The 13,521-nt window shown below is 66.7% G+C and carries 14 protein-coding genes; all 14 read right to left on the reverse strand.

The genetic code is table 11. From position 1 onward, the window contains the following. Window positions 1-219: 219 nt before the first annotated feature. The gene (locus VGM20_02870) at window positions 220-1,044 is read right to left on the reverse strand and encodes a hypothetical protein (GenBank protein HEY4099801.1); all 825 of its coding nucleotides are present in this window, start codon (window positions 1,042-1,044) and stop codon (window positions 220-222) included. Continuing rightward, window positions 1,041-1,619: a redoxin domain-containing protein gene (locus tag VGM20_02875; GenBank protein HEY4099802.1), complete on the reverse strand. Its 579-nt coding sequence runs from the start codon at window positions 1,617-1,619 to the stop codon at window positions 1,041-1,043. The genes VGM20_02870 and VGM20_02875 overlap by 4 nt, the downstream gene beginning before the upstream one ends. Beyond that, window positions 1,616-2,131, reverse strand: a complete 516-nt coding sequence (locus VGM20_02880) for a TlpA disulfide reductase family protein (protein HEY4099803.1) — start codon at window positions 2,129-2,131, stop codon at window positions 1,616-1,618. Before VGM20_02880 ends, VGM20_02875 begins: the two co-directional genes overlap by 4 nt. Window positions 2,132-2,148: 17 nt before the next feature. Then, complete coding sequence (locus VGM20_02885) at window positions 2,149-2,853, reverse strand: cytochrome c biogenesis protein CcdA (GenBank protein HEY4099804.1); 705 nt, start codon at window positions 2,851-2,853, stop codon at window positions 2,149-2,151. Beyond that, the gene (gene ispG / locus VGM20_02890) at window positions 2,850-4,076 is read right to left on the reverse strand and encodes a flavodoxin-dependent (E)-4-hydroxy-3-methylbut-2-enyl-diphosphate synthase (GenBank protein HEY4099805.1); all 1,227 of its coding nucleotides are present in this window, start codon (window positions 4,074-4,076) and stop codon (window positions 2,850-2,852) included. Before ispG ends, VGM20_02885 begins: the two co-directional genes overlap by 4 nt. A 13-nt stretch (window positions 4,077-4,089) precedes the next feature. After that, the gene (locus tag VGM20_02895) at window positions 4,090-4,350 is read right to left on the reverse strand and encodes a hypothetical protein (protein HEY4099806.1); all 261 of its coding nucleotides are present in this window, start codon (window positions 4,348-4,350) and stop codon (window positions 4,090-4,092) included. A gap of 73 nt (window positions 4,351-4,423) precedes the next feature. Next, window positions 4,424-5,416, reverse strand: coding sequence for a hypothetical protein (locus VGM20_02900; protein HEY4099807.1), 993 nt, complete (start codon window positions 5,414-5,416; stop codon window positions 4,424-4,426). Beyond that, on the reverse strand, window positions 5,413-6,591 hold the full coding sequence (locus VGM20_02905; GenBank protein ID HEY4099808.1) for a universal stress protein: 1,179 nt from the start codon (window positions 6,589-6,591) through the stop codon (window positions 5,413-5,415). Before VGM20_02905 ends, VGM20_02900 begins: the two co-directional genes overlap by 4 nt. A gap of 39 nt (window positions 6,592-6,630) precedes the next feature. After that, complete coding sequence (gene kdpC / locus VGM20_02910) at window positions 6,631-7,221, reverse strand: potassium-transporting ATPase subunit KdpC (protein HEY4099809.1); 591 nt, start codon at window positions 7,219-7,221, stop codon at window positions 6,631-6,633. 4 nt (window positions 7,222-7,225) lie between these two features. Beyond that, window positions 7,226-9,295 carry a potassium-transporting ATPase subunit KdpB gene (gene kdpB / locus VGM20_02915; GenBank protein HEY4099810.1) on the reverse strand — a complete coding sequence of 690 codons (2,070 nt, stop codon included), beginning with the start codon at window positions 9,293-9,295 and terminating at the stop codon, window positions 7,226-7,228. 1 nt (window position 9,296) lies between these two features. After that, window positions 9,297-11,012: a potassium-transporting ATPase subunit KdpA gene (gene kdpA, locus VGM20_02920; GenBank protein ID HEY4099811.1), complete on the reverse strand. Its 1,716-nt coding sequence runs from the start codon at window positions 11,010-11,012 to the stop codon at window positions 9,297-9,299. A gap of 1 nt (window position 11,013) precedes the next feature. Continuing rightward, window positions 11,014-11,103: a K(+)-transporting ATPase subunit F gene (gene kdpF, locus VGM20_02925; GenBank protein HEY4099812.1), complete on the reverse strand. Its 90-nt coding sequence runs from the start codon at window positions 11,101-11,103 to the stop codon at window positions 11,014-11,016. A gap of 214 nt (window positions 11,104-11,317) precedes the next feature. Next, window positions 11,318-12,814: an ATP-binding protein gene (locus VGM20_02930; GenBank protein ID HEY4099813.1), complete on the reverse strand. Its 1,497-nt coding sequence runs from the start codon at window positions 12,812-12,814 to the stop codon at window positions 11,318-11,320. Then, window positions 12,814-13,518: a response regulator gene (locus tag VGM20_02935; GenBank protein ID HEY4099814.1), complete on the reverse strand. Its 705-nt coding sequence runs from the start codon at window positions 13,516-13,518 to the stop codon at window positions 12,814-12,816. Before VGM20_02935 ends, VGM20_02930 begins: the two co-directional genes overlap by 1 nt. Window positions 13,519-13,521: the final 3 nt, after the last annotated feature.

The raw sequence follows: 13,521 nt of genomic DNA on the forward strand, positions 1-13,521 counted from the left end.
CGTTCTGACTCGCGCCACGACTCAACGCATTCCCGAGCCGCACCCGCATGGCGCGACGCGATTTCATGGCCCAGAAAGGGGCCGTAACCAGCTGAGCTACAATACCTTGCGAGACAATTGCCACCGGCGGAAAACCCTCGCCTTTCGATCGCAGTCACGGCGAAGTCCCACTGGGGCAGGCCCGTATTGAGCAATGTCCATGCTCAGACTGACCAGCAACTACCGCTTTGTTTGTATATGGAACGTCCAGGTGGTCGTCCCGCCGACTTCTTCCGGGCCGACTGCCCGTACAGGCGAGGCGCCGAGCGCTTTTGCGAGGGTATTTCGTCCCGAGATCTGGAGTGCCCCGACCATCAAACGGCTCGTTTCCGGGGTCCACTCCTCACGTATCATGAGTGACGCCGAGCGTCTCGCCGCGTATCCGAAGGACATCGAATGTGTCGTTCCGACACTCGGCTCCCCGGTGGCGTGCCCCGACCAGTGGACGATGGCACCGTCGACCTCCATCGCGACGTCGGGGTCATCCCCCTCGATCCGGATGCGCGAGGTCACCGTGATCCCGCCCATCTCAAGTCCGACGTCGTCGCCGGCGCGCTGGAGCGAGCGCTGGTCGCTCATGACATCGAGGAGGAGGTCGGTCGCTTCCGGGATCCCCCGCGGCGACTGCACGGCCACCGCGTTGGTCACAATGATGAGGGGGTGATCCTTCTTGCCCTGCGCCAGCACCTTCCCGTCGGCGGTGACCCGATCGTAGCGGGCAACGCAGATCGCCGCCGGGATCCATTGCGCGAAGCGCGGCTCGTCCTGGACTGTTCGCGTCAGAAAGGGATGCAGGCCGGCGCCAGTGCCGGCGGGGGCAGGCTTGGCGTCCGACGGCAACAGTTTCGCGACCAGCGCCGGGTCGACGAGGTACGAAATGCAGTAGCGACCGTGGTTGCCTTCGAACGACCAATGCGCATCACGCGGCGCCTGCGCGCCGGCCGCTCGCACCGTTGCGATGGCGACCCATACCGCCGCAAGACTTCGCGACCGCATCCAGCTCATTGCGCGCCGCGCGCCGCGCGGATCGCGGCATCGACACGGGTCCACGTCGCGGCGTCACGCGGCGCAAATTGGTCATCGACATACCGGACCTGTCCGTCCCGGCCCACGACGATCAGCATCGGTCGCGCCGCCTTTCCACGCAGGGCGCCGTAGCGCCGGGTGACCGACCAGTTCTTGTCACTGAGAAGCTTGAACGGTAACGCCAAGTCCGCCGCAAATCGAACCTGAACCGGCAATGGGTCGGCGGAAATCCCGACCAGGACCATGTCCGGCGTGACGGCAAGCGCCCCTTCGTGCGACAGAATCGCGCGCCAATCGTCGGCCGCGCCAGGGGCCGCGTCACCCGGATAGAACACGACGACAACAACGTGACCAAGTTCCTTGGACAGATCGAATGGCTGGCTCGCCGGTCCCGCGCTGTCCCGCGTGGCGTACGGAATGACGATCGGCGGCGCCTGGCGGCCGGCGTGCACTCCCTGCTCGACGCTGAGCCGCAGGTGGACCGCGCCGGAATCCTGTGCCGCAAGCGGTGCCGCGCTACAGAGCATCGCGAGCGCAACGGCTCGCCAGCTCACTTCGCCAGCACCTTTCCGAGGAGTGCCGGGATATCCTGATCAGCGCCGTCGCCGGTGTACGCAACCTTGCCGTGCCTGTCGATGATGACGACGTACGATGTCGCCAGTGCGCCGAACGCCCGGACCGCCGTGCCGTGATCGTCGTAGAGCGGCACGAACGGCGGATGATTCTGTGCGACGTACCGCACGACGTGCGCCTTCGGATCGTTGACGGTGACGTTGACGCCATAGAAATCGACGCGGTCGCCGTACTTCTGCGCCGCCGCCTTCATGCTCGGCAACAGCGCCTTGCAGAGCTCGCACCACGTCGCCCAGAACTCCACGACCGCCGCCTGCTTGCCGCTGGTGAGCGCGATGCGGACCGGCTTGCCGTTCAGGTCGGCGACCGAGACGACCGGTGCCGGTTGTCCGACGTCCGGCCCCTGGGCCGCGAGCGTCGCGCCGGGAATCAGCATCGCGGCCGCGAATACCATCGTGGCGCCGATCGATCGGCGCATTGTGTTCGTGATCATCGTTCCTCCGTGTTCTGCTACCACGCCTGTCCCGCCTTGATGAAATAGTACTCAGCCATGATCACCATAACGACTGCGGCCCCTCGCTTGATCCAGAGCATCCACCGACCGCTTCTCGGCAGCGTCGCCACGGTGCCCGACACCAACCCGACGACGACCAGCACCGCAGTGAGCCCGAGCGAGAAGACGAAGAGGCAGATGAATCCCCAGATCGCGCTCTGCGTCTGCGCGACCCAGCCGAGGACGGCGGCAAATGCGGGGGCTCCGCACGGCGCCGCGACCAGCCCGGAGGTGGCGCCCATCAGGAACGCGCCGCCGAGCGAGTCGGCGCCGAGACGCGACGCCCAGCCGAGCACTCGGGCGGGAGCCTGGATCGGAATGACGTCGAACATCGCAAGCGCGGCAAGCAACAGCAGGTTGGCGAAGACGAGATTCGCCCAGCGATTGGCCGAGATCGTGCCGAAGAGCGAGCCGCTCAGTCCCGCGACGAGGCCGAGGGACGCGTACACCAGTGCGAGGCCGAGCACATAGACGATCGTGATCGCCCAGGTGCGCCGCCGCGAGCGCCCGGCGGCGCCGGCCCCTCCGAGCACACCGGCGGTGATCGGGATCATCGGATAGATGCACGGCGTCAGCGAGGTGGCAAGGCCGGCCACGAACAGGATCGGCAGCGCGGCGAACGGCGCGTGGCGCAGCGTCGCGTCGAGCGACGACCCGATCATCCGTGGTGTGCCGGTACGTAGCGCCGCTGCACGTACTCCTCGAGGATCGCGAGGAATTCCGCGACGATCCGGTCGCCGCGCAACGTCGTGGCGAGCTTGCCGTCGACGAAGACCGGTGCAACCGGATCCTCGAACGTCCCTGGCAGCGAGATCCCGATGTTGGCGTGCTTCGATTCGCCCGGACCGTTCACGACGCACCCCATGACGGCGACCTGCAGCGTTTCGACGCCGGGGCGATCGACGCGCCACTCCGGCATCCGCTGCCGCAGGTGCTGCTGGATTTCCTGCGCCATGCTCTGGAAGAAGGTGCTCGTGGTCCGTCCGCAGCCGGGACAGGATGTGACTTCGGGGGCGAAGTGGCGCAGACCAAGTGACTGGAGCACCTGCTGCGCGACGCGGACTTCCTCGCTGCGATCGCCGCCCGGTTCGGGCGTCAGCGAGACGCGGATCGTGTCGCCGATCCCTTCCTGAAGCAGGATCGCGAGACCGGCGGTGCTGGCGACGATTCCCTTGGCGCCCATTCCGGCTTCGGTGAGACCGAGATGCAGCGGATAGTCGCACCGCGCGGCGAGGAGACGGTACACATCGACCAGATCCTGCACCTTCGACACCTTGGCGCTGATCACGATCCGGTCGTGGGGCATCCCGGCATTCTCCGCCAGCTCGGCGGATTGCAGCGCGGATTCGAGCATCGCATCGATCATCACGTCGCGCGCGGCACGCGGAGCGGCAGCGTTGGCGTTGGCATCCATCATCGACGTGAGCAGCGCCTGATCGAGTGAGCCCCAGTTGACGCCAATCCGCACCGGCTTGCCGTACTCGACCGCGACGCCGATGATGGTGCGGAAATGCTCATCGTGGCGCTTGCCGCCGACGTTTCCCGGATTGATGCGGTACTTCGCCAATGCCGCGGCGCACGCCGGGTAGCGGGTGAGGAGGAGATGACCGTTGTAGTGGAAGTCGCCGACGATCGGAACGGTGATATCGAGCGCGCGGACACCATCGACAATCGCGGGGACGGCGGCCGCGGCCGCGTCATTGTTGACGGTGACGCGAACCAGTTCGCTCCCGGCACGGGCGAGGAGTGCGACCTGCGCAATCGTCGCGTCGACGTCCGCGGTATCGGTGTTGGTCATCGACTGCACCACCACCGGGTGGGAAGAGCCGACGGCCACCCCGCCCACCATCACGGTGGGAGTGGACCGGCGCACCGCGACTGTCATGGGAGTGCTCGCGTCAGGCGAGGCCGAGCTGCGAGACAAACCGATCCCATTCGGCGGGAGTGACCACGCCTTCGCGACGCAGCGGCTCCAGCGCGGCCATGATCTCGGCGCGGCTCCCGGAGATGCGGCGATCGCGCAGTTCGCCGATCATCCGGGCGAACTTGTGCTCGTATTCGTTCTGCTTGAGCTCGCCGGCCTTGAAGGCAGCAGACAGCTTCTTGAGCTCGGCGGCGGCGCGGTCGGGGGAGATCGATGTCAGCGGGGCGTCGGGCATTTCGGCTCCTGGAATTCCGGGAAAGCCCAAATCTAAGCATCCCGGCGGATAGGCGTGAACCGGGTGCGGCCGGTCACGACGAGGCGATCGGGAAGGCGATCGTGGTTCCGTCGGCTGCGACGTCGATGGAGCCGCGATGCGCCTCGATGATCCGCCGGGCGAGCGCCACGTCGGCGTCGAGCGTCGGCGGCGCCGCGCGCCGCAGCTCGATCCTGACGCTACCGCGCGCCGCGCCCGTACCAATCGTCATCGCCGATCCGGGGACGGCATGGCGGACCACGTGTCGCAGGAGGAGGTCGAGCGCCTGCTGCAGCCGGATCCGATCGCCGATGATCCGCGGCAGCCCCGGCGCCGACTCGATCGTGAGTGAGACGCCACCCTTCCGGGCGTCGGCCTCGAGCTGGGGACGGAGGCTCTGCAGCAGGTCGCCGACGCGCAGGCGATCGCGGCGCACTGTGAGCGCACCACGGTCGAGGAGTGCGATCTCCTGCAACCGTGCCAGCTCGGTCTCGGCCGCAGCAGTGCCGGCGCGCGCCGCTTCGAGCATCTCATCCTGATTGTCGTTCAGCGGTCCGAAATGCTGTTCGAGGAGGATGTGCAGCGCGACGCGAGCGTCGTCGAGTTGGCGCCGGATCGCTGCCACGCTCTCGTCAATCAGGACCGCATGCTCCTGCACCTGCTCGGCGGCACGGCGTTCACGCTCGCGCACCCCCGCTTCCGCCATGGTGACCGCGCTGCTCAGGTGATCGACGACGTCCTCGATGGAATCGAGTTCATCCGGTGTGGCGCCAGTCGCCGGCAACGCCGCGGTCCGCACCACGCCGAGCGGCGTCATTCTCCCGTCCCCGCGGGCGCGCGCCCCGGCCAAGCGTTCGATGCGGCGAGTGACGTACCGCGTGTTCTGCCACGCGAGGGCGAGCGATCCGAGCGCGGAGACCGCGGCGGCCACGACAACCCACTCCGGCGCGGCGCGATGGTAGTGCCCCCAGTAGGCGAGGCCCGCAACGGTGAACACCCCGATGATCGCCGGAACGACCGCGAGGAAGAGGCGCTGCGAGATTCTCACGGCTCGGCCCGCGCATTCGCCAGGGACACGACCAGCACGTCGAGCCCCTGCGCGTTGCGCGTCAGCTGCTCGACGATCGACCGCCGGGTAAGATGATGCCACCAGCTGCTGCGTGACTGTCCCGCAACGATGAGGGTCACGCCGCGTTCGCGGGCAAAGGCGAGGATCGAGCCGGCGACGTCGGCCGACTCGAGCTTCACCACTTCGGCGCCCATCCCCTGCGCGCGCTGGATGTTCTCGACCAGCTTGCGCTGTACCACGGCGTCGATGCGCGCGGCACTCTCCTCCGGCGTCTGCACATGGACGCAATACCAGTCGCGGTTGAGGCGGCCCGCGATGCGGCTTCCCTTCCGCAGCAGGATCGTGGTGTACTTCGGATGACTCGACATCGCGACGAGGATCCGGTCGACGGCACTCCGGTCGCTCCGTTTGCCGGCCGGCGACGCGACCGCGCCGCTGGTGATGGCGTCGCGGGTGCGATCGACCGAACTCGCGACCTCGCGAAGCGCGAGTTCACGCAGCGTGGCGAGGTTCTCTTCGGTGAAGAACGACGTCAGCGCGGTGGCGACCTTGTCGGGAGTGTAGATCTTCCCGTCGAGGAGCCGTTGGCGGAGGTCTTCGGCCGAGATGTCGAGGTTGATGACCTGGTCGGCGAGAGAGACCACCCAGTCGGGGACGGTTTCGCGAACGGTGACACCGAGCGTCTTCTGCAGGACGTCGTTGAGCGATTCGAGATGCTGCACATTGAGCGCGGAGATGACGCTGATCCCCTCGTCGAGGAGGACCACAACATCTTCCCATCGCTTCGCGCGTCCGGCGCCGGGGACATTGCTGTGGGCCAGCTCGTCGACGATCGCGACCTGCGGGCGCCGCGCCAGAATTGCGGCGACATCCATCTCCTCGAGGGTCACGCCGCGATACTCGATCCGGCGCCGCGGAATCACCTCAAGGTCGCGCAGCTGTGCTGTGGTCTCGACACGGCCGTGCGTTTCGACGTAACCGATCACGACATCGACGCCGCGAGCGCGAAGCTGGTGCGCTTCGGTGAGCATCCGGAAGGTCTTGCCGGTGCCGGCGGCGGAACCGATGTAGAGCTTGAGCTTGCCGCGCTCGCGGGCCTGGACGAGATCGGCGAATGACATTTCGCCGGGCGAGGGTCGAGGAGGCGGCGCCATCAGAACTTCACCAGCGTGCCAAGTTGAGCCGCGTCGACCTCATGGGCGCGTCCCGATCGGCCGCATCATGCCGTCGAGCGCGACGTTGAGGAGAAGGACATTGACGCGCGGCTCGCCGAAGAATCCGAACTGCCGCCCGATGACGTGCCGATCAACGAGCGCGCGAACCGCCGTGCTGTCGATGCCGCGCGCCCGGGCAACGCGAGCAACCTGCAGATAGGCATTGGCAGGCGAGATGTCGGGATCGAGGCCGGATCCGGAACTGGTGACCATGTCGGCCGGGATCTTCCCGCGCACGGCGCCGTCATCCCTCACCGCCGTCGCGACCGCACCGGCAATCAGCGTATCGGCGAGCTTTCGGTCGGTCGGTCCCTTGTTGGTGCCACCCGACGCAGTGGCGTCATAGCCATTTCCCGCCGCCGACGGCCGCGGATGGAAGTACTCCGGCCGGGTGAACGCCTGGCCGATCAGCGCACTTCCCACCACGCGCCCGTTGACGACAACGAGTGACCCGTTCGCCTGGCGCGGAAAGACCAGCTGGGCGAGTCCGGTCACGACGCCGGGATAGACCACGCCGGTGAGGATGCAGAGCACCAGTGTCATCACGATCGCGGGACGAAGCTGGCGCATCATCTCAGACCAGCCTGAGCGAGACGAGGACGACGTCGAGGATCTTGATGCCGGCGAACGGCACGAGGATGCCGCCAACACCGTAGATCCAGAGATTGCGGCGGAGGATCGCCGCGGCGCCGGTGGGGCGATAGCGGACGCCGCGAAGCGCCAGCGGAATCAGCGCCACGATGATCAGCGCGTTGAAGATCACGCTGGCGAGGATCGCCGACTCCGGCGAATGCAGCCGCATGACGTTCAGGGTATTCAATACCGGATAGGTCGCCGCGAACATTGCCGGGATGATGGCAAAGTACTTCGCCACGTCGTTCGCGATCGAAAAGGTCGTCAGCGATCCGCGGGTCATCAGCAGTTGCTTTCCGATCTCGACGATCTCGATGAGCTTGGTCGGATTCGAATCGAGATCGACCATGTTGCCGGCTTCGCGCGCCGCCTGGGTGCCGGTGTTCATCGCGACGCCGACATCGGCCTGTGCCAGCGCCGGCGCGTCGTTGGTACCGTCGCCGGTCATCGCAACGAGGCGGCCCCCCAGCTGTTCGCGTCGGATCAGCGCCAGCTTGTCTTCCGGCCGTGCCTCGGCGAGAAAATCATCGACGCCGGCTTCCTGCGCGATCGCTGCGGCGGTGAGCGGATTGTCGCCGGTGATCATCACGGTGCGGATCCCCATCGCTCGCAGCCGGTCGAACCGCTCGCGCATCCCGCCCTTGACGATGTCCTTGAGATAGACGACGCCGAGCATTCGCGCAGAACCGTCGCTTCGCTCGGCGACGACCAGTGGCGTCCCTCCTTCGCGTGCGATCTGCTCGACGATTCCGACCATCTCTACCGGCACCGTTCCGCCACCGTCCTGGACCCAGCGGGTGATGGCGTCACCTGCACCCTTGCGAAGCTGCACCGCCCCCATGTCGACGCCGCTCATCCGCGTCGACGCCGAGAACGGGACGAAGGTCATCGGTTGGTGATTCGCCGTCTCGCCAACAGGGCGGCCGCGGAGGTGGAACGCTTCCTTGGCAAGGACCACGATGCTTCGTCCTTCGGGCGTCTCGTCGGGAAGCGACGCGAGTTGTGCCCGATCGGCGAGCTGTTCGCGCGTGATCCCCTGCACCGGCCGGAATTCGACCGCCTGCCTGTTGCCGAGGGTGATCGTGCCGGTCTTGTCGAGGAGGAGCGTGTTGACGTCCCCCGCTGCTTCCACAGCGCGGCCGCTGGTGGCGATGACGTTCTGCTGGATCATCCGATCCATCCCGGCGATCCCGATCGCCGAGAGGAGGCCGCCGATCGTGGTCGGGATGAGGCAGACGAGGAGCGAGATCAGGACGGGAATCGCGACCGCGCCACCGGAATGGACCGCGAACGGCTGCAGCGTCACGACCGCCAGCAGGAAGATGATCGTCAATCCGGAGAGGAGGATCGTCAGCGCGATTTCGTTCGGCGTCTTCTGACGCCTGGCGCCCTCCACCAGCGCGATCATCCGGTCGAGAAAGGTTTCGCCGGGGTTCGCGGTGATGCGAATGACCAGGAAATCGGACAGCACCTTCGTCCCGCCGGTCACTGCCGACCGGTCGCCGCCCGATTCACGCACCACCGGCGCCGACTCGCCGGTGATCGCTGATTCGTCCACCGATGCGACTCCCTCGATCACTTCGCCATCGCCGGGAATCAGGTCGCCGGGATGGCAGACGACGACGTCGCCTGCGCGCAGCTGGCTGGCGGAGACGGCGGTGAACCGATCGTGGCGCAGGGGGTCGGCAAGCCGTTTCGCCTGGGTCTCACGCCGGCTCTTCCGCAATGCATCGGCTTGCGCCTTGCCGCGACCCTCCGCCATCGCCTCGGCAAAGTTGGCAAAGAGCACGGTGAACCAGAGCCAGATCGCGATCTGCACGGTGAATCCGGTGTGGCCACGGCCGCCGGCGACGTCGCGCACCAGGATCGCGGTGGTGACGATGCTGCCGATCAACACGACGAACATCACCGGATTCCGTATCATGTGGCGCGGTGTGAGCTTGCCGACGGCATCGCGCATGGCTCGGCGCACGATCGGCGAATCGAAGAGCGGTCGCGTGGCGACGGCCATGCTAGAACACCACGCCCTTCGCCATCAACAGATGCTCGACGATCGGTCCGAGCGAGAGCGCCGGAAAGAAGGTGAGCGCGCCGACGATCACGATCACGCCGATGAGGAGCACGACAAAGAGCGGCGTGGTGACGGGAAAGGTGCCGGCTGATGCGGGCGCGGCCTTCTGCTCTGCGAGAAAGCCTCCAAGCGCGAGCATCGGCACCAGCATCGCGAACCGGCCGATCAGCATGGTGAGGCCGAGCATCGTGTTGTAGTAGTAGGTCCCGCCGGTGAGTCCGGCGAAGGCGCTGCCGTTGTTCCCTGCCGCCGAGGTGAAGGCGTAGAGGATTTCCGACAGGCCGTGGGGTCCGGCGTTGGCGAGACCGGCGAGCCCGGGCGGGGCCACGACCGAGATCGCGGTCATGGTCAGGATCGCCGCCGGGAAGACCAGAACGTACAGCATCGCCATCTGGATTTCGCGCGCCTGGATCTTCTTGCCGAGATACTCCGGCGTCCGGCCGACCATCAGCCCGGCGATGAATACCGTCAGTACGACCATCATCAGGATGCCGTACAATCCGGCACCGACGCCGCCGAAGATCACCTCGCCAAGCTGCATGTTCGCCATCGGCACCAGGCCGCCGAGTGGCGTGAAGGAATCGAGCATCGCATTCACCGCGCCGCACGAAGCCGCCGTAGTGACAGTGGCATAGAGCGCCGAGTTCGCGATCCCGAAGCGGACTTCCTTCCCTTCCATGTTGCCGCCGGGCGAGATCGCGGTCGTGATCCCATCGATCCCGCGCGCGATGTGCATCGGGTTGCCCCGCGCCTCGGCCCGGTATGCGGTCGTGACGCCGGCGGCGAACACTGTGAACATTGCGCCCCAGATCGCCCACCCGTGCCGCTGGTTCTTCACCACGCGACCGAGGTAGTATGTCAGCGCCGACGGAATCGCGAAGATGGCGAGCATCTGCCAGAGGTTCGACCACGGTGTCGGGTTCTCGAACGGATGGGAGGCGTTGGCGTTGAAGAAGCCGCCGCCGTTGGTCCCGAGCTGCTTGATCGCCTCCTGGCTCGCCACGGGCCCCATCGCAATGATCTGACGCGCCCCTTCCAGCGTGGTCACGCCGATGTAGTGCGAGAAGTTCTGGATCGCCCCCTGCTGCACGAAGATCAATGCCACGACCAGGGCCAGCGGGATCAGGACGTACAGTGTCGCGCGAACGAGGTCGACCCAGAAGTTGCCGATCCTTCCTGCACTCTGACGGGCGATCCCGCGCACCAGCCCTACCGCGCACGCCATCCCGACCGCCGCCGACGCGAAGTTGTGAAAGGCGAGCTGTGTCATCTGCGAGAAGTACGACATCACGCCCTCGCCGGCGTACGACTGCCAGTCGGTGTTGGTCGTGAATGACGCCGCGGTTTCGAACGACTGGCGCGCAGGCACAGCGGTGAAGTGTTGCGGGTTGAGCGGCAGCACGCGCTGCAACCGCAGGACCAGATAGGTCAGGATCATCGACGCCAGCGAGAGGAGGAGCAGCGCGCCCGCATACGCCGTCCAATGCTGATCCTCCGCCGGATCGACGCCGCAGATCTGGTAGATCAATCGTTCAATCGGCGCGAGCCAACGCACGCGCCCGTCGAATACCCGTACCAGGTAGACGCCGAGTGGCCGGGTGATCAACAGGATGCAGGCGGAGAAAAAGCAGATCTGGAGCCAGCCGTTGGCGGTCATCTCAGAACCGTTCCGGCCGCAGCATGGTGTAGACGAGGTAGCCGACGAGGGCAACCGTGATCACAGCGCCGATAACGGCCTCGGCGCTCACGGCCGCTCCCCCTTCGACTCGCGCGACCGCCCCAGTGCCGCGCAGGCGCGGACATACCAGAGCATCGCCACGAAGAAGCCGATGGTACCAGCGAGATAGATCAGGTCGATCATCGATGCCTGCCGTCAACAACGCTGTTCGTCACGGCATGCACGCTACGCATCCGCCCGTGAAGGACGCATGCGACAAGGGGGAGAACAGCGTTAAGAGATCGCTAAGATCCGATCACACCGACCGGGAGGTCGGCAGCGGGAAGGGTGAGCTCGAACGTCGCGCCGGACGCCGACGGGCCCGTTGATCCGATGGTCAGTGTGCCGCCCTGCAACTCCGCCAGTTGCCTGGCGATCGAGAGGCCGAGGCCCGCGCTGCCGCTATCGGGGATGGCGCCCGCCGGGCGATAGAACGGCTCGAAGATCCGCTCGCGCTCGCGCAGGGGAATCCCGGGGCCACGATCGATCACGGCGAAACGCAGCATATCGGCGTCGCGGCTGATGCGCAGCACGACCGGGTCCGACGGCGGCGAGTATTTGTGCGCGTTCTCGATCAGGTTGACCAGGATCCGGAGCGCGTGCACCAGATCGAACCGACCGACCAGCAGCGTGCTATCGTCCTGGAACTCGACCTCGAGGGTACGTGTGCCGAGAATCCCCGCAACTCGCTGCATCAGCGCGCCGATCAGGTCGTCGACGGCGTTGAGGGCGATGTGGAGCGGGATGGCGCCGCCCTGCAGTCGAGAGAGGTCGAGGAGGTCGGCGACGAGTCGGTTGAGGCGGTCCGCTTCTTCCTCGATCATGACGGCGCGGTCGTCGCGCGTCCCCATGTCGTGCGCGAGCGCCTTGATCGTCGTGAGCGGCGTGCGCAGATCGTGCGACACCGACGCGAGCAGCGCGTTCTTGAGCCGATCGGCCTCGCGGAGTGCGTCGGCATCGCGTGCCTCCGTCGCGAGTCGCGCGCGTTCGATCCCCAGGGCGGCGTAGTAACTCAGCGCGCGAAGAAATCGACGTTCGTGCGCGCCGAGCTCGACGCCGGTGTCGTGCCGCAACTCGAGAACACCCACGGTACGATCGCGGACGCGGAGCGGGAGATACCAGGCGATCGCCCCTGCTCCGCCCGAAAGCTCATCAAGTCCGTCGGTCACGTGCGTGGTGCCGTCGGCCTGTACCTGGGCCGCTCCGCCATGTTCGCGCACCCACGTCACCAGCGGGTCGGCGGTCGGTCCATCCGCGTCGCTGCGATCGGCGTGAATGCGGCAACGGGTCAGGTGAAGCGTCGTCCGGATCACCTCGGCCACCGCGTCGATCGCCTCCTCCGGCCGGGCAACATTGAGCGCTTCTGCGCCGAGCACGGCAAATTGATTGACCTCGGCGGCGCGCTGGCGTGCGAGTTCCGCTTCGCGCTTGAGCCGGTGGAGCATCTCCGCTGCGACGCCGCTGACCAGGAGAAAGGCGGCGAGAACGAGCCAGTCGAGCGGATCGTTGACGCGCAGCGTCCCGTACGGGACGAGGAAGAACCAGTTGAAGAGGAGGAACGCGACCGCTGCGAGGGAAAAGCCGAGCAGCCGCCCTCCGCTCACGGTACCGAGCAGGATCAGCAGCAGATAGATGAGCGTGACATGCGCCTTGTCGAGGCGGCCGCGAAACGCCAGCATCGCGATCGTCGCGACACCGAGGGCAATGCCCCAGATCACCCATTGCATCCAGGCGCGGCGCATCACGCGGTCGCCGTCGATGCCTCGGCTGCCGTGGCAAACCGGTAGCCGACGCCGGGCTCGGTGATGATGTAGCGTGGACGGATCGAGTCGAGTTCGATCTTGCGGCGCAGATGCGCCACGTAGACGCGCAGATATTGCTGCGCGTCGCCAAATTGCCGGCCACGCCACACTTCACCAAAGAGGAACTGGTGCGTCAGCGTGCGGCCTGCGTTGCGCATCAGGACCACCAGGAGGTCCCACTCGATCGGCGTGAGCCGCAGCGCCTCGCCGCTTCGTCGCAGGCTCCGGGAGGCGAGATCGAGAGTGAGATCGCCGATCACGATCGGCTCACCGTCGGGCGCCGACAGCATCGCCGAGCGGCGCAACAGCGCGCGGGCGCGGGCCTGCAGCTCGGACGTGCTGAACGGCTTGGTGAGATAGTCGTCGGCACCGGCGTCGAGCAGGCGCACCTTTTCATCGTCGGCATGCCGCGCCGAGAGGACGAGCAACGGAACGGACGACCAGCGGCGGAGCTCGATGCAGACATCGATTCCCGGCATGTCGGGGAGGCCGAGGTCAAGGATGATCAGATCGGGGCGCTGGGCCGCTGCCGCATCGATTCCGGCCGAACCGGTCTCGGCTTCGACAACGCGCGCGGGTTCGGGAAAGGCGTTGCGTACCACGCGGCGAATCGGCGTTTCGTCGTCGATCACCAGCACGGTCATCGG

This window comes from Gemmatimonadales bacterium, assembly GCA_036500345.1.
Lineage (GTDB): Bacteria > Gemmatimonadota > Gemmatimonadetes > Gemmatimonadales > GWC2-71-9 > Palsa-1233.

Coding starts and splice junctions, on each gene's coding strand:
- VGM20_02870 (HEY4099801.1), bottom strand. CDS start 1,044: ATGAGCTGGATGCGGTCGCGAAGTCTTGCGGCGGTATGGGTCGCCATC.
- VGM20_02880 (HEY4099803.1), bottom strand. CDS start 2,131: ATGATCACGAACACAATGCGCCGATCGATCGGCGCCACGATGGTATTC.
- VGM20_02885 (HEY4099804.1), bottom strand. CDS start 2,853: ATGATCGGGTCGTCGCTCGACGCGACGCTGCGCCACGCGCCGTTCGCC.
- ispG (HEY4099805.1), bottom strand. CDS start 4,076: ATGACAGTCGCGGTGCGCCGGTCCACTCCCACCGTGATGGTGGGCGGG.
- VGM20_02895 (HEY4099806.1), bottom strand. CDS start 4,350: ATGCCCGACGCCCCGCTGACATCGATCTCCCCCGACCGCGCCGCCGCC.
- VGM20_02905 (HEY4099808.1), bottom strand. CDS start 6,591: ATGGCGCCGCCTCCTCGACCCTCGCCCGGCGAAATGTCATTCGCCGAT.
- kdpC (HEY4099809.1), bottom strand. CDS start 7,221: ATGCGCCAGCTTCGTCCCGCGATCGTGATGACACTGGTGCTCTGCATC.
- kdpB (HEY4099810.1), bottom strand. CDS start 9,295: ATGGCCGTCGCCACGCGACCGCTCTTCGATTCGCCGATCGTGCGCCGA.
- kdpA (HEY4099811.1), bottom strand. CDS start 11,012: ATGACCGCCAACGGCTGGCTCCAGATCTGCTTTTTCTCCGCCTGCATC.
- VGM20_02930 (HEY4099813.1), bottom strand. CDS start 12,814: ATGCGCCGCGCCTGGATGCAATGGGTGATCTGGGGCATTGCCCTCGGT.
- VGM20_02935 (HEY4099814.1), bottom strand. CDS start 13,518: ATGACCGTGCTGGTGATCGACGACGAAACGCCGATTCGCCGCGTGGTA.